This is a genomic window from Dehalobacter sp. (assembly GCF_030063005.1).
Taxonomy (GTDB): domain Bacteria; phylum Bacillota; class Desulfitobacteriia; order Desulfitobacteriales; family Syntrophobotulaceae; genus Dehalobacter; species Dehalobacter restrictus.
This window is the reverse complement of record NZ_JAPDHR010000015.1, coordinates 105,966-129,288: the sequence shown is the minus strand read 5'-3', so window position 1 is coordinate 129,288 and position 23,323 is coordinate 105,966. Positions and strand designations below refer to the sequence as shown.

23 protein-coding genes are annotated in these 23,323 nt (G+C 45.0%); 19 read left to right on the top strand and 4 right to left on the bottom strand.

Annotation, left to right across the window (positions count from 1 at the left end; genetic code table 11):
- Window positions 1–3: 3 nt before the first annotated feature.
- The 9 genes from cobJ (at window position 4) to OKX56_RS05080 (ending at window position 9,256) form a co-directional block, all read left to right on the top strand.
- Window positions 4–732, top strand: coding sequence for a precorrin-3B C(17)-methyltransferase (cobJ, locus tag OKX56_RS05120; protein ID WP_019225040.1), 729 nt, complete (start codon window positions 4–6; stop codon window positions 730–732).
- Window positions 729–2,060 carry a precorrin-6A reductase gene (gene cobK, locus OKX56_RS05115; RefSeq protein WP_019225039.1) on the top strand — a complete coding sequence of 444 codons (1,332 nt, stop codon included), beginning with the start codon at window positions 729–731 and terminating at the stop codon, window positions 2,058–2,060. Before cobJ ends, cobK begins: the two co-directional genes overlap by 4 nt.
- A 62-nt stretch (window positions 2,061–2,122) precedes the next feature.
- A complete protein-coding gene (gene hemC / locus OKX56_RS05110) occupies window positions 2,123–3,019 on the top strand; it encodes a hydroxymethylbilane synthase (RefSeq protein ID WP_019225038.1) in 897 nt (298 codons plus the stop codon).
- Entirely contained in the window at window positions 3,020–4,522 is a 1,503-nt protein-coding gene (gene cobA / locus OKX56_RS05105; protein WP_287895787.1) for a uroporphyrinogen-III C-methyltransferase, read from the top strand.
- Window positions 4,523–4,532: 10 nt separating this feature from the next.
- Window positions 4,533–5,519, top strand: coding sequence for a porphobilinogen synthase (gene hemB, locus OKX56_RS05100; protein ID WP_025206226.1), 987 nt, complete (start codon window positions 4,533–4,535; stop codon window positions 5,517–5,519).
- A gap of 30 nt (window positions 5,520–5,549) precedes the next feature.
- A complete protein-coding gene (gene hemL / locus OKX56_RS05095; protein ID WP_019225035.1) occupies window positions 5,550–6,827 on the top strand; it encodes a glutamate-1-semialdehyde 2,1-aminomutase in 1,278 nt (425 codons plus the stop codon).
- Window positions 6,828–6,912: 85 nt separating this feature from the next.
- Window positions 6,913–7,308 (top strand): sirohydrochlorin chelatase, encoded by a 396-nt coding sequence (locus OKX56_RS05090; RefSeq protein ID WP_019225034.1) that lies wholly within the window; start codon window positions 6,913–6,915, stop codon window positions 7,306–7,308.
- A complete protein-coding gene (locus tag OKX56_RS05085; protein ID WP_019225033.1) occupies window positions 7,296–8,564 on the top strand; it encodes a bifunctional cobalt-precorrin-7 (C(5))-methyltransferase/cobalt-precorrin-6B (C(15))-methyltransferase in 1,269 nt (422 codons plus the stop codon). The genes OKX56_RS05090 and OKX56_RS05085 overlap by 13 nt, the downstream gene beginning before the upstream one ends.
- Window positions 8,565–8,629: 65 nt before the next feature.
- On the top strand, window positions 8,630–9,256 hold the full coding sequence (locus tag OKX56_RS05080) for a precorrin-8X methylmutase (protein WP_015044961.1): 627 nt from the start codon (window positions 8,630–8,632) through the stop codon (window positions 9,254–9,256).
- A 218-nt stretch (window positions 9,257–9,474) separates the two neighbouring features.
- On the opposite strand, the gene OKX56_RS05075 is transcribed toward OKX56_RS05080, so the two are convergent.
- Window positions 9,475–10,734, bottom strand: a complete 1,260-nt coding sequence (locus OKX56_RS05075; protein ID WP_019225032.1) for a helix-turn-helix transcriptional regulator — start codon at window positions 10,732–10,734, stop codon at window positions 9,475–9,477.
- A 257-nt stretch (window positions 10,735–10,991) separates the two neighbouring features.
- On the opposite strand from OKX56_RS05075, the gene OKX56_RS05070 reads away from it, so the two are divergent.
- The 5 genes from OKX56_RS05070 (at window position 10,992) to OKX56_RS05050 (ending at window position 15,868) form a co-directional block, all read left to right on the top strand.
- Window positions 10,992–11,438 (top strand): chemotaxis protein CheW, encoded by a 447-nt coding sequence (locus tag OKX56_RS05070; protein WP_019225031.1) that lies wholly within the window; start codon window positions 10,992–10,994, stop codon window positions 11,436–11,438.
- A gap of 16 nt (window positions 11,439–11,454) precedes the next feature.
- The gene (locus tag OKX56_RS05065; protein ID WP_019225030.1) at window positions 11,455–12,606 is read left to right on the top strand and encodes a methyl-accepting chemotaxis protein; all 1,152 of its coding nucleotides are present in this window, start codon (window positions 11,455–11,457) and stop codon (window positions 12,604–12,606) included.
- 386 nt (window positions 12,607–12,992) lie between these two features.
- Window positions 12,993–14,228 carry a nickel pincer cofactor biosynthesis protein LarC gene (gene larC / locus OKX56_RS05060; protein ID WP_019225028.1) on the top strand — a complete coding sequence of 412 codons (1,236 nt, stop codon included), beginning with the start codon at window positions 12,993–12,995 and terminating at the stop codon, window positions 14,226–14,228.
- A 2-nt stretch (window positions 14,229–14,230) separates the two neighbouring features.
- Complete coding sequence (locus OKX56_RS05055; protein ID WP_287895786.1) at window positions 14,231–14,860, top strand: LysE family translocator; 630 nt, start codon at window positions 14,231–14,233, stop codon at window positions 14,858–14,860.
- A 66-nt stretch (window positions 14,861–14,926) separates the two neighbouring features.
- Window positions 14,927–15,868, top strand: a complete 942-nt coding sequence (locus OKX56_RS05050; RefSeq protein ID WP_019225026.1) for a 1,4-dihydroxy-2-naphthoate polyprenyltransferase — start codon at window positions 14,927–14,929, stop codon at window positions 15,866–15,868.
- Window positions 15,869–15,920: 52 nt separating this feature from the next.
- Here the strand turns inward: OKX56_RS05050 and hflX are convergent, their stop codons facing one another.
- Window positions 15,921–17,726, bottom strand: a complete 1,806-nt coding sequence (gene hflX / locus OKX56_RS05045) for a GTPase HflX (protein WP_019225025.1) — start codon at window positions 17,724–17,726, stop codon at window positions 15,921–15,923.
- Between the two features lie 111 nt (window positions 17,727–17,837).
- Here hflX and OKX56_RS05040 point away from each other — a divergent pair, with 111 nt between their 5' ends.
- Window positions 17,838–18,569, top strand: a complete 732-nt coding sequence (locus OKX56_RS05040; RefSeq protein WP_287895781.1) for a metallophosphoesterase — start codon at window positions 17,838–17,840, stop codon at window positions 18,567–18,569.
- A 39-nt stretch (window positions 18,570–18,608) separates the two neighbouring features.
- Here the strand turns inward: OKX56_RS05040 and OKX56_RS05035 are convergent, their stop codons facing one another.
- A complete protein-coding gene (locus OKX56_RS05035) occupies window positions 18,609–19,160 on the bottom strand; it encodes a hypothetical protein (RefSeq protein ID WP_019225024.1) in 552 nt (183 codons plus the stop codon).
- Window positions 19,161–19,345: 185 nt separating this feature from the next.
- On the opposite strand from OKX56_RS05035, the gene OKX56_RS05030 reads away from it, so the two are divergent.
- The 3 genes from OKX56_RS05030 to OKX56_RS05020 are packed head-to-tail and all read left to right on the top strand — an operon-like array spanning window position 19,346 to window position 21,336.
- Window positions 19,346–19,732 carry a GntR family transcriptional regulator gene (locus OKX56_RS05030; RefSeq protein ID WP_019225023.1) on the top strand — a complete coding sequence of 129 codons (387 nt, stop codon included), beginning with the start codon at window positions 19,346–19,348 and terminating at the stop codon, window positions 19,730–19,732.
- Window positions 19,733–19,750: 18 nt separating this feature from the next.
- Entirely contained in the window at window positions 19,751–20,656 is a 906-nt protein-coding gene (locus OKX56_RS05025) for an ABC transporter ATP-binding protein (protein ID WP_019225022.1), read from the top strand.
- A 2-nt stretch (window positions 20,657–20,658) separates the two neighbouring features.
- Window positions 20,659–21,336 (top strand): ABC-2 transporter permease, encoded by a 678-nt coding sequence (locus OKX56_RS05020; RefSeq protein ID WP_019225021.1) that lies wholly within the window; start codon window positions 20,659–20,661, stop codon window positions 21,334–21,336.
- 131 nt (window positions 21,337–21,467) lie between these two features.
- Here the strand turns inward: OKX56_RS05020 and OKX56_RS05015 are convergent, their stop codons facing one another.
- Window positions 21,468–21,863: a response regulator gene (locus tag OKX56_RS05015; protein ID WP_019225020.1), complete on the bottom strand. Its 396-nt coding sequence runs from the start codon at window positions 21,861–21,863 to the stop codon at window positions 21,468–21,470.
- 271 nt (window positions 21,864–22,134) lie between these two features.
- Between OKX56_RS05015 and OKX56_RS05010 the strand changes: the two genes are divergently transcribed.
- Window positions 22,135–23,286 (top strand): THUMP domain-containing class I SAM-dependent RNA methyltransferase, encoded by a 1,152-nt coding sequence (locus OKX56_RS05010; protein ID WP_019225019.1) that lies wholly within the window; start codon window positions 22,135–22,137, stop codon window positions 23,284–23,286.
- Window positions 23,287–23,323 lie beyond the last annotated feature (37 nt).

Here is a 23,323-nt window from a genome sequence, read left to right as displayed (position 1 = left end):
GCAATGAAAATATATGTCGTAGGATTAGGGCCAGGCGGACCGGAACAAATGACAAACCGTGCACAGGAAGCACTTAGAAAAAGTGATATTTTAGTCGGGTATACGCTTTATATCGATTTAATCAAGGATCAGTTCCCGGATAAAAAGTTTATTGCTACGCCGATGAAGAAAGAGGTAGATCGCTGCAGGACCGCGGTTGAAAAGGCGCTGGAAGGCGCAACGGTTGCTGTGGTCTCGAGCGGGGATGCCGGAGTTTATGGCATGGCGGGAATCGTACTGGAGCTTGCAGAGCCGTATCCTTTCCTTGAGGTCGAAGTGATACCAGGAATCACAGCGGCCTGCAGCGGTGCAGCTGTTCTCGGAGCGCCACTCATTCATGACTTTGCAGTCATCAGCCTCAGCGATCTATTAACGCCGTGGGAGAAGATCGAAGCCAGGCTTGCAGCGGCAGCCCAGGGAGACTTTGTCATTGTACTATACAACCCATCGAGTATCAAAAGGCACGATTATTTGAAAAAGGCTTGCGATATTGTGATGCGCCATCAGGATGCTGACCTGCCGGCGGGCATTGTCCGCAGCATTGGCAGAGAGGGCGAGAATTATGAAATTGTCTCCAGCCTGACTGAATTGAGAGAAAAGAAAGTTGATATGTTTACGACTGTCATCATCGGGAATTCACAGACAAGGGTAATCAACAACAAACTGGTGACACCGAGAGGATATAAGAAATGATGAAAATGCCGGTATTTTGGATCATTGCCGGGACAACTGAAGGCAGGGAGCTGATTGATGAGCTGCGGCGAAGTAATGCAAAAGTGTATGTTTCAGTGGCCACGGATTATGGCAGGGAGCTGATCGAACCGTATCAAAATCTTCACATCCAAGCGCGACGTTTGGACCGGGAAGAAATGATCGCCTTCATTCGGGAGGTTCAGCCGGACTGTGTCATTGATACAACACATCCTTACGCCCGAATTGTCACGGACAATATCTGCGAAGCTTGCCGCGAAACCGCAACGGACTATATCCGTCTGCAAAGGGAACCGGGCAGATTGGTCTCGAATAATCCGTCATTTAACGCAAATATATTGGAAAACATGATTTATGCGGACAACAGCGAGGATGCGGTACGGGTATTAAATGATAAGACCGGGAACATCTTTCTGAGCTGCGGAAGCAAGGAGATTGAAACGTTTACCGGAATCAAGGACTATCAGGAGCGGGTATTTGCCAGGGTCCTTCCGATGCAGGATGTAATGGAGAAGTGTGAAAAGCTGGGCTTTAAGAAGTCTAATATAAGCTATATGCAGGGCCCATTTTCCAAAGAGCTGAACATTGCCATGCTGAAAGCATCCCAAGCAAGATTTCTGGTGACAAAAGACTCCGGAGAGACCGGAGGATTCCAGGAAAAAATTGAAGCAGCGCGCGAGCTGGGAATTACAGTGATTCTAATCAGGCGGCCGGAACAACTGGAGATATTGAAACGTTCGGGTAAAATAGATGAGAAAGAAGATGCGCAACAGCATACGTTTTACAACAAGGAACAGATTTTGCAGAAGCTTGCCAGGGACTATTCTCTGGAACAGCGTCCGAATCAGCCTTGGTTTCCGCTTTTTGTTTCTCTTCAGAATAAAAAGATTGTTGTCTTCGGGGGCGGAAAGATTGCGGCAAGAAGAATCAGAACATTACTGCCGTTTGATGCCAACATTACCGTGATTACGCCTGAACTTGTCCCGGAGCTTAAACAAGAATTGGCAGGTAATGAAAAAGTCACTTTGCTCTGTCGCAAGTATCAGGAAGGGGACTGTAATGGGGCTGACCTGGTTCTGGCAGTAACCAATGAAACACAAGTAAACCGTCAAATTGCCGAAGAATGCACCCGGTATGGAATCCCTGTCAGTGTCGCAGATCGTAAGGAGCTATGTACGTTCTATTTCCCGGCAGTGGTCAGGAAGGGAAATATGGTGATTGGACTCACGGCCAGCGGGGAAGACCATGCGAAGGTCAAGAAGACGGCAGAAAAGCTGAGGCTATACATGAATGAACGCATGGAATTGTAATCACAAAAGGAAACAAAAAACAGTTATTAACTTTTGACTAAAACGGAAATAGAGGTAGCCGAATGGGAAAAAGAAAAATAATCATCGGTAGCCGGGAAAGCAGGCTGGCGGTGATCCAGTCGCAAATTGTTATGGAACAAATCAGGAAAAATCATCCGGAACTGGAACTGGAACTTATTACTATGAAGACCACAGGGGACATAATCTTGGAACAGACGCTGGACAAAATTGGCGGAAAAGGTCTTTTTGTGAAAGAACTGGACAGGGCGCTCTGTCAAGGTGTAATTGATATCGCTGTTCACAGTTTAAAGGATATGCCGGCAGAAATACCGGAGGACCTGCCGATTACGGCATTTTCTAAAAGAGAAGATCCTCGGGACGTACTGGTTCTGCCGCAGGGGACAGGATCTATAGAAAATCTAGACAAAGAAAAGGCTGTTGGCTGTTCCAGCGCACGCCGAACAATCCAGTTTTTAGATCTGTATCCCGGTTTAGATGTCAAGCCTGTGCGGGGCAACGTACTTACCCGGCTCAAAAAGCTGGACGAGGGTGAATTCAGTTCTCTGCTGCTGGCTTTCGCAGGACTTAAGCGGCTGTCACTGGAAAACCGTATCAGTAGGGTGTTTTCCACTGAGGAAATGATCCCCTCTGCCGGACAGGGAATCCTGGCGATTCAGGGCAGAAAAGGCGAGGATCTCAACTTTTTGGCGTGTATCAACGACAAAGATGCTCAGACGGCAGCCCTGGCTGAAAGAGCCTTTATTCAAAAACTTGACGGCGGGTGCAGTTCACCTGCTGCGGCATTTGCCGAAGTGCATGGTACAGAAGTCAGGATCACCGGCCTCTATGTCGATGTTGAAACCGGTGAAAAGGCCAAAGGCAGCATGACCGGCGACCGCAGGGATGCGGCGGGAATAGGATACAGGTTGGCAACGAGACTATTTGCGGAGGTAAGATAAATGGAGCAAAAGAGAACAGGGAAAGTTTGGCTGGTTGGGGCAGGCCCGTCTGATGCAGGACTGCTCACCGTAAAAGGGCTGCGTGTTCTTCAGAATGCAGAGGTTGTCATCTACGACAAGCTCGTAGGTATTGAAATCCTTAATTTAATCCCTAAAGACGCAAAAAAAATAGATGTCGGCAAGCTGCCGACCTATCATCGTATTCCGCAGGACGAGATCAACCGGATTCTGTTGGAAGAAGCCCTGGAAGGCAGGACAGTCGTTCGTCTGAAGGGCGGAGATCCGTTTATGTTCGGACGTGGCGGAGAGGAATTGGAACTGCTTCATGAACATCAGGTTCCGTTCGAGGTAGTACCGGGGGTAACATCGGCCATCGCGGTTCCTGCTTATGCAGGAATTCCGGTAACCCACAGGGACTTTTGTTCTTCCCTGCATATCATTACAGGACATACAAAAGAGGGCGAGACTCCGAATATTGATTTTCAGGCTGCTGTAAACATGAAAGGAACATTGGTATTCCTGATGGGAGTATCGGCGATCGAAAGTATTTCCGAAGGGCTGCTGGATGCTGGAATGGCTTCGGATATGCCGGCGGCGGTTATCGAAAGAGGGACGACAGCAAGACAGCGCAAGCTTCTGACAACAGTCGGCAACCTGCCAGGTGACGCTGCAAAGGCGGAAATCCGCAACCCATCTGTTATCGTAATCGGCCAGGTCTGTTCCTTGTCCGAGAACTTCGAATGGGCAGGGGAGCGTCCGCTTGCAGGTAAACGTGTCGTGGTAACACGTCCGGAAAAGCTTAATTCCGTCCTTAGTCAGAAGGTGCGAGATCTTGGCGGGGAAGCTTTGGAATTCCCATGTATCCAAACCAGACCAATAAGCGACAATAAAGCATTTAATGCTGCACTGGAGCGGATCAAAGAATATAACTGGCTTGTTTTTTCCAGCGCGGCCGGCGTAGAGGTTCTCTTTGACAGAATGCTCGAAACGGGGAGAGACATCCGCGACCTGTACGGGATTAAGATCGCGGTTATCGGAGCCGGAACGGCCAAGGTGTTTACCCAGCGCGGCATTCGCATTGAGTATATGCCAGAAAGCTATAACGTCGCCAGCCTTGCCAGCGGCCTCGTCAACGTTCTGGCACCTGGAGAAAAAGTGTTGGTCTTACGGGACAGGGAAGGATCGGAAGATCTAAACCGCATTTTTGATCAAGCTGCAATCTGCTATGAAGATATTCCGGTTTATGACACGTTCTATGAATCAGATAGCAACATTTTTGCGAAAGAAGCGATCTTATCTTATGATTTTGATTATGCTGCATTTACAAGTGCTTCGACAGTAGGCGGATTTGTCAATGCCCTGCCGCAGCTTAATTTTGAAAAAGTAACGGCAGTTTGTATCGGTGAAGAAACAGCCAAAGCCGCCCGAAGCCATGGGATGAAGTGTGTTGTTGCCGAAAAGGCAACATTGGATAGTATGATCGAGGCGATTGCTCAGGAATAAGGAGGAATCTATAGAAGTGATCAGACCTAGAAGACTTAGAAAAGACAACGTTACCCGGGAGTTGGTACGTGAAACTCGTCTTTCTAAAAGTGCCCTGATCTACCCGATATTTATCAAGGAAGGCAGTGGAATTGAAGAAAATATCGCAGTGATGGACGGCCAGAAGCGCTACAGCCCGGACCGGGTTGAACATGCGGTGGAAACCGTCATCAAGGCTGGTATCGGCAGTGTTCTGCTTTTCGGGGTACCGGAGCACAGTCGCAAGGATGAGACCGGAAGTGAGGCCTATAACGAAAACGGTGCCCTGCAGCAGGCTGTTCGGAAAATCAAGTCGAGCTTTCCACAGATTAATGTCATTACAGATGTATGCCTTTGCGAATATACCAGTCACGGACATTGCGGCCTATTAAAAGGCAAGGAAGTGGATAATGACGGTACTCTGTCAATACTGGCCAAAGTGGCAGTATCCCATGCCCAGGCCGGTGCAGATATGGTAGCGCCATCCGATATGATGGATGGACGGGTACAAGCCATCCGCGAAGCGTTGGACCAACACCATTTTACGACCCTACCGATTATGTCCTATTCGGCCAAGTATGCATCCTCCTTCTATGGACCTTTTCGGGAGGCAGCCGGATGTGCACCGTCTTTCGGAGACCGGAAAACTTATCAAATGGATTATCATAATCTGCGGGAAGCCGTCCGGGAATCAGAACTTGATGTGCTGGAAGGGGCGGACATTTTGATGGTCAAACCGGCTCTGGCTTACCTGGATGTGATTGCCAAGCTCAAAGAGACGTTTGACCTTCCCCTGGCTGCTTACAGTGTCAGCGGAGAGTACAGCATGATCAAGACTGCAGCGAAGGCCGGAATGATTGATGAAGCCGCGATGATCTGCGAAACAACCGTGAGTTTTTTCCGGGCAGGAACCGATATGCTGATCACATATTTTGCACCGGAGATTGCGGCGTATATCAGTGAAGGAAGAATCGGTTAAGATTTTACAGTTAAAAGGCAGGTACAAGCTATGAAATCGGAAATATTATATGAAAAGGCTAAACAGCTGATGCCCGGCGGAGTCAACAGCCCTGTGCGTAATTTTCAGTCTGTCGGCGATACGCCGCGCTTTATCAGCCACGCCAAAGAGGCAAGACTCTATGATGTAGACGGTAACGAGTATATCGACTATATCGGCTCTTGGGGGCCGATGATCCTCGGACATGCCAACCCGGAAGTGCTCAAAGCAGTGACGGCAGCGGCTGAAAATGGCTTGAGTTTTGGGGCTGCTACAGAAGCAGAGGTCATGATGGCCCAATTGATCTTTGACCTAGTTCCGTCGATTGAAATGATTCGGATGGTCAATTCCGGAACAGAAGCAACGATGAGCGCAGTGCGTGCAGCCCGTGGCTTTACCGGTAGAAATAAAATCATAAAATTTGAAGGTTGTTACCATGGGCATAGCGATGCAATGCTGGTCAAGGCAGGATCAGGGGTTATGTCCTCCGGCGTACCGAGCAGCCTCGGTGTTCCTCCGGGATGCGCCGTTGATACCCTGACGGCGGTATTTAATGATATTGACAGTGTGCAGGCCTTATTTGAAAACAATAAAGACCAGGTTGCAGCAGTGATCGTTGAGCTTGTACCTGCCAATATGGGTGTTGTCCTGCCGAAGCCGGGTTTCCTGCAGGAACTGCAAAAGCTTTGTACTGAAAACAGCACATTGCTCATTGCCGATGAGGTTATTACCGGATTCAGGCTTGGTCTTGGCGGAGCCCAGGAACTGTTTGGAATCAAGCCGGATTTAACGGCTTTTGGAAAAATTATTGGCGGCGGCATGCCGGTCGGGGCATATGGCGGAAGAAAAGAAATTATGCAGCAGGTCGCACCCTGCGGAGGAGTCTATCAGGCAGGAACCTTAAGCGGAAACCCTGTGGCCATGGCTGCAGGCATTGCTCAACTGTCTATTCTTAAAAACAACCCGCAGATCTATACGCATATTGATAGTCTCTCAGCAAGACTAAGCAACGGATTACGGGAACTGATCAAAGCTAGAGGCCTAAAGGCGACGGTAAACAGTATCGGCTCGCTTTCAACGCTGTTGTTTACCGAACGGGAAGTCTATAATTATACCGATGCCTTGACCAGTGATACGAAGATGTATGGACGATTCTTCAGTGCCATGCTGGATCAGGGAATTTATCTTGCCCCTGCGCAATTTGAAGCGGTATTTATCTCTAATTCCCATACGGGAGTGGATATTGACCGGACGCTGGAGTGTGCAGAGAAGGCCTTAAGATCTCTCTAAATTTGAATAACCGATTTCATTAGAATACCAGGTAATGGAGTTAGAATTTTTAATTAAGGAATTTTTTTGGAAAGGGAAGAGTGCGATGACGGGAATTTTAATCTTAGCTCACGGTAGCAGACAAAGTGAAACGGAAAATACGCTGCAGAAAATCATTGAGATGGTTAAGGAAGAACTGAAGTCTGGACTCAATACTAATTTAATTGAATATGCGTTCTTACAATTCTCCGCTAACAATCTGGAAACTGGCCTGAAAAAACTTGTTGACCGGGGAGTTACAGAGATCAAGGTCATTCCGTATTTCCTGTTTGCTGGTATTCATATCCTGGAGGATATTCCGGCTGAAATTGATGAATTCTTGAAAGAATACCCCAATGTAAAAATCAGCTTTGGACAAACTTTGGGGGCAGATAAGAGACTTGCACAAATTGTTGTCGATCGGATAAAGGAAATGAGCGGTGACGCAAAATGCTGCAGCTGAACATCATTGGCATGGGCCCAGGCAATCTCCTGCAGCTGACTCGTGAGGCAGCGGAGGCAATAGAACGAAGCCAATGTCTGATTGGTGATAAGCGTATCCTGGCAGGATTGATGAACTTAGCAGATGGAAAAGACTTATATTATGCGACCCAGGATCGGCAGATCAGGGAACTTCTGCATACGCTGCAATCGGTCGGCACATGCTCCTATGAAGTTTCTGTTCTGGTATCTGGGGATGTTGGCTTCTACAGCCTGGCAAAGTCGCTCCTCGGTACTCTGGAATCCGAAAACCTCGTGGCTTCACCAAACATCCGCTTGATTTGCGGAATTGGATCACTTCAGTATTTTGCCTCGAAGCTCAGAACTGCCTGGGATGATGCCGTGATCTGCAGCCTGCATGGCAGAGCCAATAATATCGTTGGAAAAGTGACAAATAACAAGAAGGTATTCGTTCTGACAGGTGGAGACCAGAATCCGGAATCCATCTGCAGGAGACTGTGTGATTTCGGCTTAGCTCATGTCAAAGTAAGTATTGGTGAAAACCTATCTTATCCGGATGAGAGGATTTGCATCGGAAAGGCCCAAGAATTTATTGAACAGCCTTTCGCCTCACTGAGCGTCATGATAATCGAAAATGTTACGCCGCTGGACCGGGCCTGCATCACGCACGGGCTTCCAGATGAATGGTTTGTGCGTGGTGATGTGCCGATGACCAAACAGGAGGTCCGGGCGGTTTCTCTCTCTAAGCTACGTCTCCGCCAGGGTGATACCACCTACGACATTGGCGCCGGGACCGGTTCTGTTGCACTTGAAATGGCACTGCAGCAGTCGGATGGATTTGTCTATGCGATCGAAAAAAAAGATCAGGCGGTAGAGCTCATCCAAAGGAATAAAGAGAAATTCGGTGTAAAAAATCTTGTTGTTATCAAAAATACGGCACCGGACGGTATTGCAGAGCTTCCGCCCCCGGATAGGGTTTTTATCGGCGGCAGCAGCGGTAATTTGAAGGAAATACTCGATATGGTTTATGCCAAAAACCCGGTTGCGGGAATTGTTATCAATGCAATTACGCTGGAAACCCTGAATGAAGCCATGGATTACTATAACGATCAGACTGTTTATGACGTAGAGATTGTTCAAGTAATGGTCTCCAAAGCCAGAAAACTGGCGAATTATCATCTCTTTACGGGACAGAACCCAGTGTTTGTGTTATCGGTCTGGCCTGTTGGAGTAAGCATAGCGCATAAAGAAAGCTAAAATAAGCCATGGATCAAAATGCGCCCCCAAATATTAACCCAGAAAAAGTAGGAAGGTAAATAATCATGGAGCATCGATTTGAAAATGTACTGCCAGAGGAGATTGAAAAAAGAAGCTTTGAGATCATCACGGAAGAGCTTGGGGATATTCAACTGGATATGGAGAAAGCCCCAATCATCAAGCGGGTGATCCATACTTCGGCGGATTTTGATTATGTCCATAACTTGTGTTTTTCCGACAATGTCGTGCAGATTGCGCTTAGTGCCATTAAAAATGGGGCATCGATATTAACAGATACAAAAATGGCCAGCGTTGGAATTAATGCCGGCAAACTAGGCGCATATGGCGGAAAGGTTTACTGCTTTATATCCGATCAGGATGTAGCACAGGAAGCAAAGGAAAAGGGCAGCACACGCGCGGCTGTTTGCATGGAGAAGGCCAGTACCATTCCGGAACCGTTGATCATCGCCGTCGGAAATGCACCGACAGCACTGATCAGACTGGACCAGCTTATTCGCTCAGGACAGATTAAGCCGGTGCTGGTGATTGGAGTTCCCGTCGGCTTTGTCAACGTTGTGCAGTCTAAAGAGCTGATCATGCTTTCCGGCGTTCCCTATATCGTAGCCAGAGGCCGAAAAGGCGGAAGCAATGTTGCTGCAGCCATTTGCAATGCACTTCTTTATTCGCTCTAAATTTTGACCTATGGTCAAACGACACCTACACCTTGACAATTTGACATTGTAAGCCGTTAGGTGTGCCCGCGTATACGCCACGAAGCAAGAAACTTAAAGAAATCTCCGATATTGGAGATTAGATGACATCCGAATAAATAAAAGACTTGTTCCCAGAAATTTAATAATAGAGACTAAAAAACGTTCGGGCATTTAAGCAATGTGCCGGATGTTTTAATTTATCTTAAGAATCCTTTTTTTCGAAATTCTAGTGGGGTCATCCCAACTATGCCTTTAAAAATAGAATTAAAATGGTTTTGATAGTTATACCCCACCGCATCAGCAATCTCCTTAATGGGCTTATTGGAATTCAGCAAAAGATCCTTGCTTTGCTCAATCCGGATTTTATTAATATTGCCTGCAAGTGTTAAGTGTGTTTCTTTGTTTATTTGACTGGAAAGATATGAAGGGCTTAAGCTAAGATACCTGGCCAGCTGATTTAAAGTGATCTTTTCAGCATAATAACGTTTGATATACTGTAAAGCCCGGTTTATATGGATCGAATATTCCTTACAGGTTAAGACAGAAACGGCGTGTGTAAACACTTTAGAGATTTCTACCATTTGAATAATAATCTCTTCAGGTGAACTCTGTTTATTTATCTTGACAATAAAACGCTCCAGCAGAGACATCATCCGTTCATAGGGAGCATTTCCCTGAATGGCGTAAAGACAGCAGATGCTGCCTGTAATGATGCAATTTAATTTTAGGGAAGAAATATATTGCTCATCGTAGGCCCGTGTTTGCCATAGCAAGTCCCCGGATTTTCTGAGAAGCAGTTGTATTCCTTTTTCATCTCCGCGGATGATGTTATCTCTAGCACTCTTAAGAAAAAAATAAATCATGTCATAATGGCTTTTTCTATCCTCCTCCAGACAGGGATTAAGCAAATTCTTATATCCTGCCTTGGGATCTCTTTCTTCCCAGCAGTGAAAATTTTGCTTCGAGCCGACTAATGTCTTGATATTGGGTTTACATAACACAAGGAGAAATCTTCCTAGGTAATCAATACGTTTTAAAGTGGTCAAAGGCACTGTTTTCAATGCGGTCTTGAACTCCTGCTTTTTCTGAAAGGATAATAATTGAGACCTGAGAATATTATCCAGAACTATTTCTGGAGGATCATGAACGATGAGCGGCCCAGAAACCACCGCTCCTATTTTTTTTGTTTTGTACCCGATCATCACAATGTTATAGACAAAGAAGTTCTTGGTAATAACAGTATGATAAGTATTCAAGTCAAAAGAGTCTTGTTCAAACAAAGCTGTAAGAAAATTGATGATTTCACCAAACTCAAAATAGTCCATCAAGAATGTATAGTTGGATCCTCTTAGAATTGAAGGGCGATTAACCAGTGTTAACGGGATGTACAAGGTTGTAATTTCTGTAGCACCATAAAATGTTTCGACAATTTTTCTGACTATTTCTTTCTGCTGCATCACATTTTTCTCCTTTCCTCTTTTATCTAGTACGTTTAGCCAAATATTGTTTCAATTATCTAAATATTTTATCAATATTAATTATTTATAAAGCTATAATAATGTTTGTTGCTTTTTTCTTATTTTGGAAAAATATTTTAAATTTATTAAAAAAGTTTCTGTTTGGGATTATTAGCTTTAGTCTATCATTTTGATATAACCCATTTAAACGATAGCATAAAAAATACGATATAAATAACTATAAAAAAGGAGGTGATATGTTGAAAAATATTCAAATGGTGGTGTTTGCTGTGGGCAAAGAATATTACGGCATTGACATTTTTTGTGCCCAGGAAATAATACGAATTCCCAAAAACATTACCAAAGTGCCGAACATGCCTTCTTTCATAGAAGGTATGTTAAACCTCAGAGATCAGGTTATTCCCGTGGTAGACCTTAGAAAAAGATTTGGTGTTGAAAACACGGAAACAGAAAATGACAGCCGGTTGCTGGTACTTAACCTGGAAGGAATGCTTTTAGGCAATATTGTGGATGACGTTTCCGAGGTTCTGAGTGTAGGTGAAGAGTCCATCGAAAGCTTATATGTCGAAATTGCTCATTTAGGCAATAATTGCATCAAAGGGATCTGTAAAGTTGAGGATCGCTTGATTATGCTTCTGGATGTCACGAAATTAAAAAACGAAATATTTGCATCTGTTAGTTAAAAATGGAGGAACAAATATGATTAAGTTTTCGGCTTTAGATTCATGCAAATTCTTGGCAGAAACCCTAGGCCATTTGGTTCCGGGCGGAATTATGTTTTGCGTAACGGAAGGAGATACGGTTGTTTGGAGATTCTCTTCAGATTCTTTCCACTTAGATTCGTTTGAGGTCGGGAATCATGTTGAGAGCAACGGCGTGATGATGAATGCAGTGCGTAATAAAAAAACAGTCTCACAGAATGTTCCCCGGACCGTCTATGGTCAACGGCTCATCATTGTCGCTATGCCAATTATTGATGATACTGACAATGTTTTCGGTGCATTTTCTGTTTTTCTACCGAAATTACACCCTGTGGCTGCTGCCTTTAAGGATTTTGCTCCTGTTTTGGCTGAGATGTTCGATGAAGGTTCGGTTATTTACATGACGGATTTAACTCAAGTTGTTTACCGGCAGGCTTCTCAAAAATTTGATATATCATCTCTTCCTGTTGGTCATGCTATTCTGGAAGAAGATGTTGCTGCCCGGACCATCAAAACGAAAAAGCCTATTTCAAAAGAAGGTGGAGCAGAGATATATGGTTTCCCTGTTTTAGAAACAAATTACCCGCTCTTTGACGAAGACAATCCTGACGAAATAGTCGCTTCTCTGGGAGTCATTATCCCCAAAAAAACAGCAGCACACCTGCGCATTATTTCAGGAAATCTTGAAGACGGCTTGTCTGCAATTTCTGCAGCGATTGAAGAGCTCGCAGCGGAGGCTACGAGTATTCACTCCAACGAACAAAATCTGAACAACAATATTAAGGAAATTATCGGCCTTTCTGAAGAAATTAATAAGGTTTCTGTCTTCATAAAAGAAATAGCGGACGAGACAAAAATGCTTGGTCTGAACGCAGCAATTGAGGCCGCCCGAGCCGGGGAATCAGGCAGAGGATTTGGTGTTGTGGCGGAAGAAATAAGAAAGCTTTCAGAACAATCTAAGAGCACTGTTCCCCGGATCCAGGAATTAACGGATACCATCAAAGCTAAAGTGAATGATGCTGGAGATATGAGTAAAAGTTCATTGCATGCCAGCCAGGAACAGGCCGCAGCAACAGAACAAGTCACAGCAAGCATTGAGGAAATTACCGCAATGTGTGGAGAATTAAATGAGATGGCAAAGACTTTATAAGCTCAATTTATGGATGTTCCACATAGAACAAACCCTAAGCAAGAAGATGCTTAGGGTTTGTTGATATTATTGTTCATTTTTCTCCGGTTCTTTCTTTTGGGGGCATATTTGTCGTGCAGGGTATATGGTTGCCGTCTGACAAGGGCTTTCTTATGTTATACATGGATTGGCGCAGATCAGGCCGCTGTAGGGGCCTATGATTACCGGTTACGGGATTATTTTTTTCTAATGGGATATTTTTAAGCGAAGATATTTTGTATAATAAGATTCAAAGAGGGTATCAGAATGTTGGATATGTTCATCCTGGGACTGATTATTTCAGTACTCATTCCGGCGGTGGATTTTTTGGGAATGAATGTAGTGGCAACTGTAAAAAGAGGTGGCTGATGAAAGTTATCTATTATGACTGTTTCAGCGGCATAAGTGGAGATATGAATCTCGGAGCGATGCTCGATCTTGGCGTCCCAGAGGATCATCTGCTCGCTGAGCTGGCTAAACTTCAAATCAATGAGCAATATACAATGAACATCTGTTCTGAAAGCAAACATGGAATTGAAGGCACACGCGTAGAGATAACGGTTGGAGACCCCGTGAGCCACCATTCCGGCCAGCAGGCGAGAACGTTGGCTGATATCACTAAAATGATCAGGGAAAGTGATTTATCAGCAGCTGTGAAAGACAGAAGCATCCGGACATTTGCCATTCTGGCGGATGCGGAAGCAAGGGTCCATGGAATAAAGGCCGATCAAGTCCATTTTCATGAGGTCGGGGCCGTGGATGCGATTCTGGATATTGTCGGGTCGGCTGTTTGCCTGGAATACTTGCAAGCTGACAGGATCATCGCTTCCAAAGTGGAACTTGGTGGTGGATTTGTGCGCTGTAAGCATGGCCTGCTTCCGGTTCCTGCACCGGCCGTAACAGAGCTGCTCCAGGGCGTCCCGGTAAAGACCGGAATCGTGCCTTTTGAGACGACGACGCCTACAGGAGCGGCTATTCTGGCTGCGAATGTTCAAGAATATACGGACAATGCGGATCTGATCATTCACCGGACCGGTTATGGGATTGGCCGGCGGGATTTGGAAATACCCAATATTCTACGGGTATATCTTGGGGAGAGAGCGGAAAAGACTGCTCCCGGATTCAGACAGCAGGAAAGACAGTGGATGCTGGAAACGAATATTGATGATATGAATCCGGAATTCTATGAATATATTGAAGAAAAGATGGTTGCTGTTGGAGCCCTGGACGTCTTTAAAACCCCGGTGATCATGAAGAAGGGGCGGCCGGGGTCAAAATTAAGCGCCTTAGTCAATAAGGAAGGGATTTCAGCTGTCGGGGAAGTTATTTTGCGGGAAACATCGGCGATTGGCTTGCGCAGTTATCCGGTTGAAAAAACGATGCTCTGCCGGGAGAATATGCTGGTGCAGACCCGGTACGGTCCGGTCAATGTAAAATGTTCTTATTTGGATGCGGAAAGAATCAAATCGAAACCTGAATATGAAGACTGTAAAAGACTTGCCAGGGAGCATAACCTTCCCTTAAGCGAAATCTATGCCGAAGTTTACAGGCTGCTGCCCAAAGGCAATCGATCCGGAACTTTAGATCAAGAGAGGAAGAACTGAACGTGTTTTCATTATCTGCGGTCCTGCTGTTTATTACCTCGTCCATTGTACTGATCCTGGCACCCGGTCCGGACATTGTATTTTTGATAACCCAGGGTATAGCCAAGGGAAAGAAGGCAGGTATTTTTACTTCAATCGGGCTGACGTTGGGCAATTCGGTTCATACGTTGGCCGCGGCGCTGGGGCTATCTGTCATATTCAAGACGTCAGAAGTCGCCTTTGTTCTGTTTAAAACCTGCGGGGTACTTTATCTTTTTTATTTGGCATATAAAGCGATCAAACATCGGAATGACCCACTGACTGCCGGTGTTGACAAACAAGGGCCCCATCACCGCGGCCTGCTGCTGCGAGGTTTCTATATGAATGTTTTCAATCCGAAAGTTGCCTTTTTTTTCCTGGCATTCCTGCCGCAGTTTGTCAATTCTGAATTTGGCAGCGTTCCTTTGCAGATGATATTCTTAGGGCTTATCTTTATGGGGCTTGTTGCGCTGATTTTTGGATTTATCGGTTACTCGGCCGGCTCTCTAGGAAATTGGATTTTAAAGAAGCCCGGGTTTTCCAAGGTTATGAATATTGTCTCGGCAACCATCTTCGGAGCACTCGGCTTTAAGCTTCTGACCAGCACAAGATAAAACACGAACTTCGAATGAATGATGAGGAACTGAATAATCATAGACTAAATCAAAGGAGCAATCATAATGGAAACGAAATCATCCTCTTCGGGGGCCAAGATGCAATCAAACCGCAGGGAGGTTTTATGGCGGCTGTTTCGTCCGCACACCCTTACGGCCTCATTCATACCGGTTCTGATTGGTTCGGTACTGGCTTGGCAGATTAGAAACGGCTTAAACTGGGGACTGGTAGCGGCAATGCTGATTGCTTCAATCTTAATCCAGGCAGCCACGAATATGTTTAATGAGTATTACGATTTTATCCGGGGACTGGATACAGCGGAATCCGTTGGCATCGCCGGTGCGATAACCAGGGACGGAATAAAAGCAGGGACAGTTCTGAGTCTGGCTTTGGTTTGTTTGCTAATTGCATCACTGCTGGGTATTTACATCTGCAGTAGCAGCAGTTGGTGGCTGGCCCTGATTGGCTTGGGCTGTATGGCTGTCGGTTATTTGTACACAGGTGGGCCTTACCCGATTGCCTATACTCCTTTTGGAGAATTGCTGGCCGGGCTCTTTATGGGATCAGGAATTATTTTGATTGCCTATTTTGTTCAGACCGGCAGCATTAACTGGGACGTCTTTTTAATTTCTGTTCCGAATCTGATTCTAATCGGAGCAATCATGATGTCCAACAACATACGAGACCGGGAAGGGGATCAGCTGAACGGGCGTCATACACTCGCCATTCTGTTGGGACACCGCAGAGCTGTACAATTCATGGCGGGAATGTTCCTGGTGGCCAATCTTTGGGTAGTGGTACTTACCCTGGCAGGTGTTCTGCCTGTCTGGGCACTATTGGTCCTGCTGAGTATTCCGAATGCTCTTCAGGCCTTGAACGGATTCCGCAATAAAAAATTCCCGGCTGAAATGATGCCGGGAATGAAAAGTGTGGCTCAGACCAATACACTTTTTGGGATTTTGCTTACCATTGGTTTGTTAATTGAAGTAGGCGTAAGTCAACTGTAATAGAACGAAAAGCGAAAGGCAGTGGTACTGGTTCAGAGGCATAACAGTGCTATCATGGAGCAGAGACTCTATACCTCTCCACAGTGCTCAGTAAGGAAGCGGCGAGTTCCGCTTCGACGTGGGTAACTTGTTCGTCATAGACGACTTCAAGAACTTTCGTATTCGCATATAGCCAGGCCAATGCGGCTCCATCGGAAACAGAAATTTCCAGACTAACCCGAATGAGGTCACTGAACAGTTCTTTCTCGATGGCCTGCTTCAGTTCTTCCAACCCGCTCCTCTGCAAAGCAGAAATTTCTACAACAGGCCGAGTTTCGCGCCACAAGCTGATCCGGTTGTCCGGATGCAAACGGTCAACTTTGTTGAGGACAATCAGGGTCGGTTTACTGCCTGCACCAAGTTCTGCCAGGATTTCATCGACAATCCGGATGTGGTCTTCGACCTGAGGATCAGCAGCATCAGCCACAATCAAAATCTGGTCGGATAATACGACTTCCTCCAGGGTTGATTTAAAGGCATCGAGCAAATTAGGCGGAAGTCTTCGAATAAAGCCTACCGTATCGGAAAGCAGGACCGTACTGCCGTTATTTAAGGGAAGCTTGCGGGTTGTCGGATCAAGCGTAGCAAACAGTTTGTCCTCGGCCAAGACATCCGAGCCGCACAACGCATTTAAAAGGGTAGATTTCCCGGCATTGGTATAACCGACAATGGACAGAACCGGGATATTGTTTTTTTGGCGGTTTCCGCGGAGAATGCCGCGTTGTCTACGGATGTCGTCAAGGCGTTCTCTCAGATGAGCGATCCGGGAGCGAATATGACGACGGTCGGTTTCCAGTTTTGTTTCACCCGGTCCCCTTGTTCCGATGCCGCCTCCCAGACGGGAAAGCGCCACCCCGGTTCCTGTCAGGCGGGGAAGTCTATATTCGAGCTGGGCTAGCTCTACTTGCAGGATTCCTTCCCTGGAACGGGCATGCTGGGCGAATATATCCAGAATCAGGCCTGTACGGGACAGAACTTTCAACCCCAGCTTTTCTTCCAGGATGCGCTGCTGGGTGCCGGTTAATTCTTCGTCGAAGATAACCAGATCAGCCTGGCGTGTCTGAATCATTTGCTGAAGTTCCTCGAGCTTGCCCGGGCCGATGATCGTTGAGGAATCGCGGGTTTCTTTTTTTTGCATTAAATGGCCAACAATCAAGGCGTCGGCTGTTTTGGCCAGTTCTTCGAGTTCAGCAAACGAGACTTCCGCTTCACTGATTCCGTATAGGTCTCTGCTGTACCGTGTCTGCAGTCCAACCAGTATGGTACGTTCACTTGTTTTGGCTTTTTCTGCAGGCAATTTCCTGAGTACATTGTCGGCATCTTCGATATTTTGAAAGAGCAACGCAAAGTCATCTATATCAGCCGCAAGGGGTCCGAAAATATTGACCTCCTCAATGTTCGTGGGTGACAGAATGCCAACATAAAGATCTTCAGCCCGGTTATTCCGGATCCCGATGGCGATCATTGCATCGAGATTCAACTGCTTTAGAGAACTGATGTCCATGGAAGATAATAAACCGCTGCTCTTCGGATGGGTGTGAATACAACGGGTGCCTGAAAGGCGCTGCAGGCTGCGTTTCTGCTCCACTTCAGCCAGCTTCACGGTACTGTGATTTCCTATGCTGACATCGGTGATCCGGCCTTTGCGGTCGGCATACACGGCAATTTCCTTGTTCACCTGCGAAGAGATTTCGGCAAGTTGTTCAATGAGTTCCTGTGTCCACAAATGGTCTCTAGGGATTTGGTAAGTATAGAAACTGTTTAATTTTTCAAGAATACTGTTTTTTATACCTTCTATTTCACCGTTAACCTGTAGCAAAGGCAATTCCTCCCTGTGGTAAGATTAGGAAAGAAGACATTGATCATGTATAATAACAGTATTATATCACTGAATCCAGTCATTCCCTAAAAGATCAGAGAAACGGCCGGGGTGGAGGGAGGTCATCTTCTGTGTAAATATCATTTGACTCGCCGTCAGTTCATTGCAGGTGGAATCGGGATAATCGGAACCACCTTTTTTCTATATTATGAGCGGCATTCAGTTGCTGTAACCAAGTACCGCGTTTCGATTGCCAACTTACCCAAAGAATTTGAGGGATTCACAATTCTGCATCTGACGGATTTGCATAGCAAAAGATATGGCCGGGAATTGATTCAAGGGCTTCGTCCCAAACCGATTTTCTTTGTGTCGGGCAATCACGAATGGCGGTATCATTTTCATATCCAGGAGCCTCTGATTAATGAGGGAGTGCATGTTCTTCAAAACGAGGCGTATACGTACAGCATCGGAAATTCCCATATCTGGATCGTCGGGGTCAATGATCCGTATACGCACAGGGATGACTTAAGTAAGGCCACAGGCCGGATATCCGATCAGGCCCCGAAAATACTGCTGGCTCATGCTCCTGATATTTTAACGAAAGCAGCCGGGGATGACATAGAATTGGTGCTTGTCGGGCATACGCACGGTGGAGAAATTAGGCTGCCGCTGCTCGGGGCTATTTATGTTCCGGGACAAGCGTTGTTTCCAAAGTATGATTATGGAGAGTTTCGGTATAAAAACACAAGTATGATCATCAATTGCGGCTTAGGGGAAAGTACCCATTTCCCATTCAGGTTCTGCAGCAGACCAGAAATTGTGCTGGTGAAACTAGTGAGTTGACGTGGTACGAGTGAGTTAACAAGATGAGCAGTAAACAAATCAGTGATTTTTGACAGATATAGAATCCAGGATCGAACGAATGGCGCTGCTCGTGCTGTCCGGGAAAAAAGCCTGATCGGTAAAAAAGGAGATTCTGACAACTTCGTTGTTGTCGTTCAATTCCAGCCAGTATTCCTGCGAGCTTATAACATTTTCGCCAAAATCAGCTGACCAGCTTTCTTCAAATCCGTTCCAATGATTTAAGGACGTACGTTTTAGAACATAACTTATAAAGTTATAAGTACTTCTGGCTTTGCTGTCTTGAAGGAAATGCTCAAGGTCGGCTGCCCGCCAGATCTGGAGATATCCCCTGAAGCTGAGTTTACTGTCCGTAAAATAGATGTTCAGACGCATTTCCTCTCCTTTGTCGGGAGTCAAATGCACTTCAGTTGTAGCTGGAAATTGTGCTTTGACTGCATAATTATCCACCTGATATTCATACGTCCGGTCGTTTTGGAAGGATGCAATTGCCGGTCCTTCCAGATATAGATATTGGATTAGCAAGGCAACAACCACGGCGCATGCGGTCTTTAATAATGTTTTTATCTGCATAGCTACTCCTTTCCGACATAGTCTTACATATCTTTTTATTAGTGCCTTTTGAAACGGTTATTAAATTTTATGAAAGAAACGGACAATAAAGAATCGTTGACAAGAGAGAGCATACTGTATATATTATATATATACAGTATGCTCTCTCTTGTCCGGGTTTAGCTTTAAATAAATGAGGATGATGCATGAATATCATTATTTCACACATGAGCGGAGAACCGATCTATCAGCAAATCATCAATCAGATCAAAACATTGATCCTGGCGGGAGATCTGACCGAGGGGGAAATGCTTCCTTCGATCAGGCAGCTTGGGAAGGATTTGCGTATCAGTGTCATTACAACCAAAAGAGTCTATGAGGAATTGGAACGGGAGAAGTTTATTTACTCTGTTCCGGGAAAAGGGTCTTTTGTTGCTCTGCAAAACTGTGAGGCAAGGATCAAAAATAAACGAAAACAAATTGAAGAAATGTTGAAAGACGTTGTCAAGGAAAGCAGGCTTCTGAATTTAAGCCTTGCTGAAATCACAGAAATATTAAAGAACGTCTATGACGATATGACCCCGGCAAAGTAAGATAAGGAGGATAATAAAGTGAACGAAACAGACCCTGTCAGAAGGAACAGCAGCAGTCTGATCCTGGAAATCCAGGGATTAGGGAAATATTTTTCGGAGTTTGAGCTTTCAGATGTTACATTCAGTTTGGAAAAAGGTTATGTAATGGGGCTTATCGGGCCAAATGGCTCAGGCAAGACCACAACGATTAAACTGATCATGAATCTCCTGAAAAAAGATAGGGGGGAGATCAAAGTATTTGGTCTGGATCATGTAAAAGGTGAAAAAGAAATCAAAAACAAAATCGGATTTGTTTACGATGAAAATCATTATTATGGCGTATTGACGATCGAGCAAATGAAAAAGATTGTGGCACCGATGTATCAATACTGGGATGAACATTTATTTCAAAAGTACCTGAAAGAATTTGACTTAAACCCAAAACAGAAAATTGACAAGTTGTCCAAAGGAATGAAAACAAAGTTTTCTTTGGCCATGGCGCTTTCTCATCAGGCGGAGCTGATCATCCTGGATGAACCGACATCCGGTCTGGATCCCGTGTTCAGAAACGAATTGCTCGAAATTCTTTACTTTCTGATGCAGGATGAAAATAAAGCCATACTCTTTTCTACGCATATTACTTCAGATTTGGAGAGGATTGCAGATTATATAACGTTTATTAATCAGGGCAGCGTTGTATTTACAAATGAAAAAGATCAGGTTCTGGAGCGATTTTCTCTGGTTAAAGGCCCCAATTACCTGCTGGATTCCTCCCTGGAAAAACAATTCATCGGTCTGCGCAAAAGTAGTGTCGGCTTTGAAGGGCTGACAGCTGATTTAGAGGTTATCTCGCCAGCACTGAAAGAAAAGATGATTGTCGAGAGGCCCACGCTGGATGAAATTATGATTTACCTAGTTAACAGAACAAGAATGGGGGTAAGGTAAAAGTGTGGCGGATCATACTAAAAGATTTAATGGTCCAAAAAAGCAATATTTTCATTATTATCTTCTTGTGTATCTCGATCTCGGGCACGATGTACAGAAGCCCGGGAATAGCGGGAGTGCAACTTTTGTTAGGTGTATATTTCATGCTGATTTATGCAAATAGTTATGATTTTAAGTATAATGGGGAAATTATGATCAACAGTCTTCCGATTAACAGAAAAGAAATTGTTCTAGCCAAATATCTGTCTGCAATTGTCTATGCGCTGATTATCATGGTTATCATCATTCCGGAAAGTATGATTCTTTATCTATTTAATTTCCCCGGCCTGACGGGCAGTATCCAGGCCATTGTAAGTTTTCTTGGAATTGTCGTGCTGCTGCTGAGCATATATATTTCGATTTACCTGCCGCTCTATTACCGTTTAGGTTATATGCGTTCCAGGTGGGCCAATTTCATCTCTATGTTTGTTATTTTTGGGCTTATTGGCGCGATGGGTCAGTTGATAAAAATACCTGCCGGTGAATTGGAAACCACAAATCAGGGATTGGAGCAGCTTACTGCGGTACTGAATGGGTATGCCGGTCCGGTCATTTACCTTATGATGCTTGTTGTTGGGATGGTTCTGTTGGTACTTTCGTTCAAGGTTTCTGTCCGAATCTATAAAAACAAAGACTTTTAACACTGCTGAGACAGCAGCTGCTTAAAGATAAAGAAAAAAGGCATTAATTTTGCCTTTTTTGCGTATTATGGTTATTATTGACTTGATACCTTTTCCGATATATCAATGAATGTGCAAACTCTGTTTGGAATTTAAGCAGGATAGAGTGAAGAATCGCAATGATTGATTGCGTGATGCTTGATAACGTCAAGAACCGTATTGATTTTAAACGGTTTCTGGATAATCCCCTTGAAATTTGTGGTTTTCGGCAGCTTCCTTTCTTCAATATCTGAACCGGAAATCATAATTACCGGGATATCTTTCAGATTTTTTTGAACTGAAACCTTCTCAATAAATTCGCAGCCATTAAGTATAGGCATGGAATAGTCTGTGAGAATCAAGGTTGGGTGAGGGCAGCTCTTCAGCATAGTAAGAGCTGAATATCCATTTGACGCGATAATTGGAGTATAGCCGTTGCTAATTAGCATTGTTGACAGAAGATTGGCTATACTTGTGTCGTCGTCGATGACCATTACAACAGGCCTCAACTGTCGTTCCTCCTTCTAAAATTTTCTTATTTTGCAACCTTTATCAGTATACACTACAATAAGGAAGAAAAATGTTGATGCCTGTCAAAGGCCGAAAAAAAATAATTTGACTGTTTTTTAGAAGAAAATCGTTTATTTCCAATGGTTTTAAAGCCTGTCATTTATTTTGGTTACAGAAAGAAATGTCATTTATCGTAAAAAAGTTAGTAAATATTGTAATTTTTTTGATGTGTAGATTATGCGTAAAATTTAGCTTTACTGGAGTGTTTGCATGGCAAGGGTTGAACTGGTCGCAGTAACGGCATTTGGGCTTGAAGCTGTCGTTGCGCGGGAACTTAAAAATCTGGGGTATGAAAATACAGAGGTTCAGAACGGTAAGATATCATGGACAACAAATGAAGAAGGGATTTGCCGGGCCAATCTGTGGCTGAGGTGTGCGGACCGTATCAGTTTGAAGATGGGTGAGTTTGAAGCCCGGAGCTTTGAGGAATTATTCCAGCAAACGAAAGCATTGCCCTGGGAGGAATGGTTGCCGGTGGACGCCTGTTTTCCGGTGACCGGAAAATCGGTTAAATCTCAGCTGCATAGTGTTCCAGACTGCCAGGCGATCGTTAAGAAAGCGATTGTGGAGAGACTGAAGGATACCTATGGCGTCAGCTGGTTTGAAGAGACAGGAGCCCTCTATGCCGTACAGGTCTCTATTCTGAAAGATACTGTTACGCTGACCATCGATACTTCCGGTAAGGGATTAAACAAACGTGGCTATAGGCAAATGGCCGGGGAGGCTCCATTAAAAGAAACACTTGCTGCCGCAATGGCCTATCTTAGCTACTGGAACCCCGACCGTGTTCTTCTGGATCCTTTTTGCGGAACAGGAACGATTCCGATTGAAGCGGCTTTTATCGGGCAGAACCGGGCACCTGGTCTGGCCAGGGCATTTTCGGCTGAGCGATGGACGAACATTGCGGAAAAACATTGGCGAAAAGCAAGAGAAGAAGCAGAAGATCTCTGGCAAAGAAATGAGGAACTTGCAATCTATGGTTCGGATATTGATCCAGCTGCTTTACGCTTAGCCAGGGAACACACCAGAGAAGCAGGTCTGGAAGGAAAAATATTTTTTCAAAGGCTGTCGGTCAAAGAAGTCCGCTCCAGATTTAAATATGGCTGTATCATTACGAATCCTCCATACGGGCAAAGGCTTGGAACAGCAGAAGAAGCTGAAACTGCTTATCGGGAACTTGGCGAGGTTCTGGAGAGACTCGAAGATTGGTCCCTGCATATGCTCACTTCGCTGCCAAAACCAGAAAGGTTCATTAAAAAAAGGTGGGATAAAAGCCGGAAATTATATAATGGAAGAATTGAGTGCCATTATTATCAGTTTTTTGGGCCCAAACCTCCAAAAGACGCGAAAAATAACCTATAGATTATTTCTAAAAAAAGAATAAAATATGGATAGGATA

Excerpts from the sequence above, each read along its gene's own strand:
- cobJ (WP_019225040.1), top strand. The coding sequence starts at position 4 with ATGAAAATATATGTCGTAGGATTAGGGCCAGGCGGACCGGAACAAATG.
- cobK (WP_019225039.1), top strand. The coding sequence starts at position 729 with ATGATGAAAATGCCGGTATTTTGGATCATTGCCGGGACAACTGAAGGC.
- hemC (WP_019225038.1), top strand. The coding sequence starts at position 2,123 with ATGGGAAAAAGAAAAATAATCATCGGTAGCCGGGAAAGCAGGCTGGCG.
- cobA (WP_287895787.1), top strand. The coding sequence starts at position 3,020 with ATGGAGCAAAAGAGAACAGGGAAAGTTTGGCTGGTTGGGGCAGGCCCG.
- hemL (WP_019225035.1), top strand. The coding sequence starts at position 5,550 with ATGAAATCGGAAATATTATATGAAAAGGCTAAACAGCTGATGCCCGGC.
- OKX56_RS05090 (WP_019225034.1), top strand. The coding sequence starts at position 6,913 with ATGACGGGAATTTTAATCTTAGCTCACGGTAGCAGACAAAGTGAAACG.
- OKX56_RS05085 (WP_019225033.1), top strand. The coding sequence starts at position 7,296 with ATGCTGCAGCTGAACATCATTGGCATGGGCCCAGGCAATCTCCTGCAG.
- OKX56_RS05080 (WP_015044961.1), top strand. The coding sequence starts at position 8,630 with ATGGAGCATCGATTTGAAAATGTACTGCCAGAGGAGATTGAAAAAAGA.
- OKX56_RS05075 (WP_019225032.1), bottom strand. The coding sequence starts at position 10,734 with ATGCAGCAGAAAGAAATAGTCAGAAAAATTGTCGAAACATTTTATGGT.
- OKX56_RS05070 (WP_019225031.1), top strand. The coding sequence starts at position 10,992 with ATGTTGAAAAATATTCAAATGGTGGTGTTTGCTGTGGGCAAAGAATAT.
- OKX56_RS05065 (WP_019225030.1), top strand. The coding sequence starts at position 11,455 with ATGATTAAGTTTTCGGCTTTAGATTCATGCAAATTCTTGGCAGAAACC.
- larC (WP_019225028.1), top strand. The coding sequence starts at position 12,993 with ATGAAAGTTATCTATTATGACTGTTTCAGCGGCATAAGTGGAGATATG.
- OKX56_RS05050 (WP_019225026.1), top strand. The coding sequence starts at position 14,927 with ATGGAAACGAAATCATCCTCTTCGGGGGCCAAGATGCAATCAAACCGC.
- OKX56_RS05035 (WP_019225024.1), bottom strand. The coding sequence starts at position 19,160 with ATGCAGATAAAAACATTATTAAAGACCGCATGCGCCGTGGTTGTTGCC.
- OKX56_RS05030 (WP_019225023.1), top strand. The coding sequence starts at position 19,346 with ATGAATATCATTATTTCACACATGAGCGGAGAACCGATCTATCAGCAA.
- OKX56_RS05010 (WP_019225019.1), top strand. The coding sequence starts at position 22,135 with ATGGCAAGGGTTGAACTGGTCGCAGTAACGGCATTTGGGCTTGAAGCT.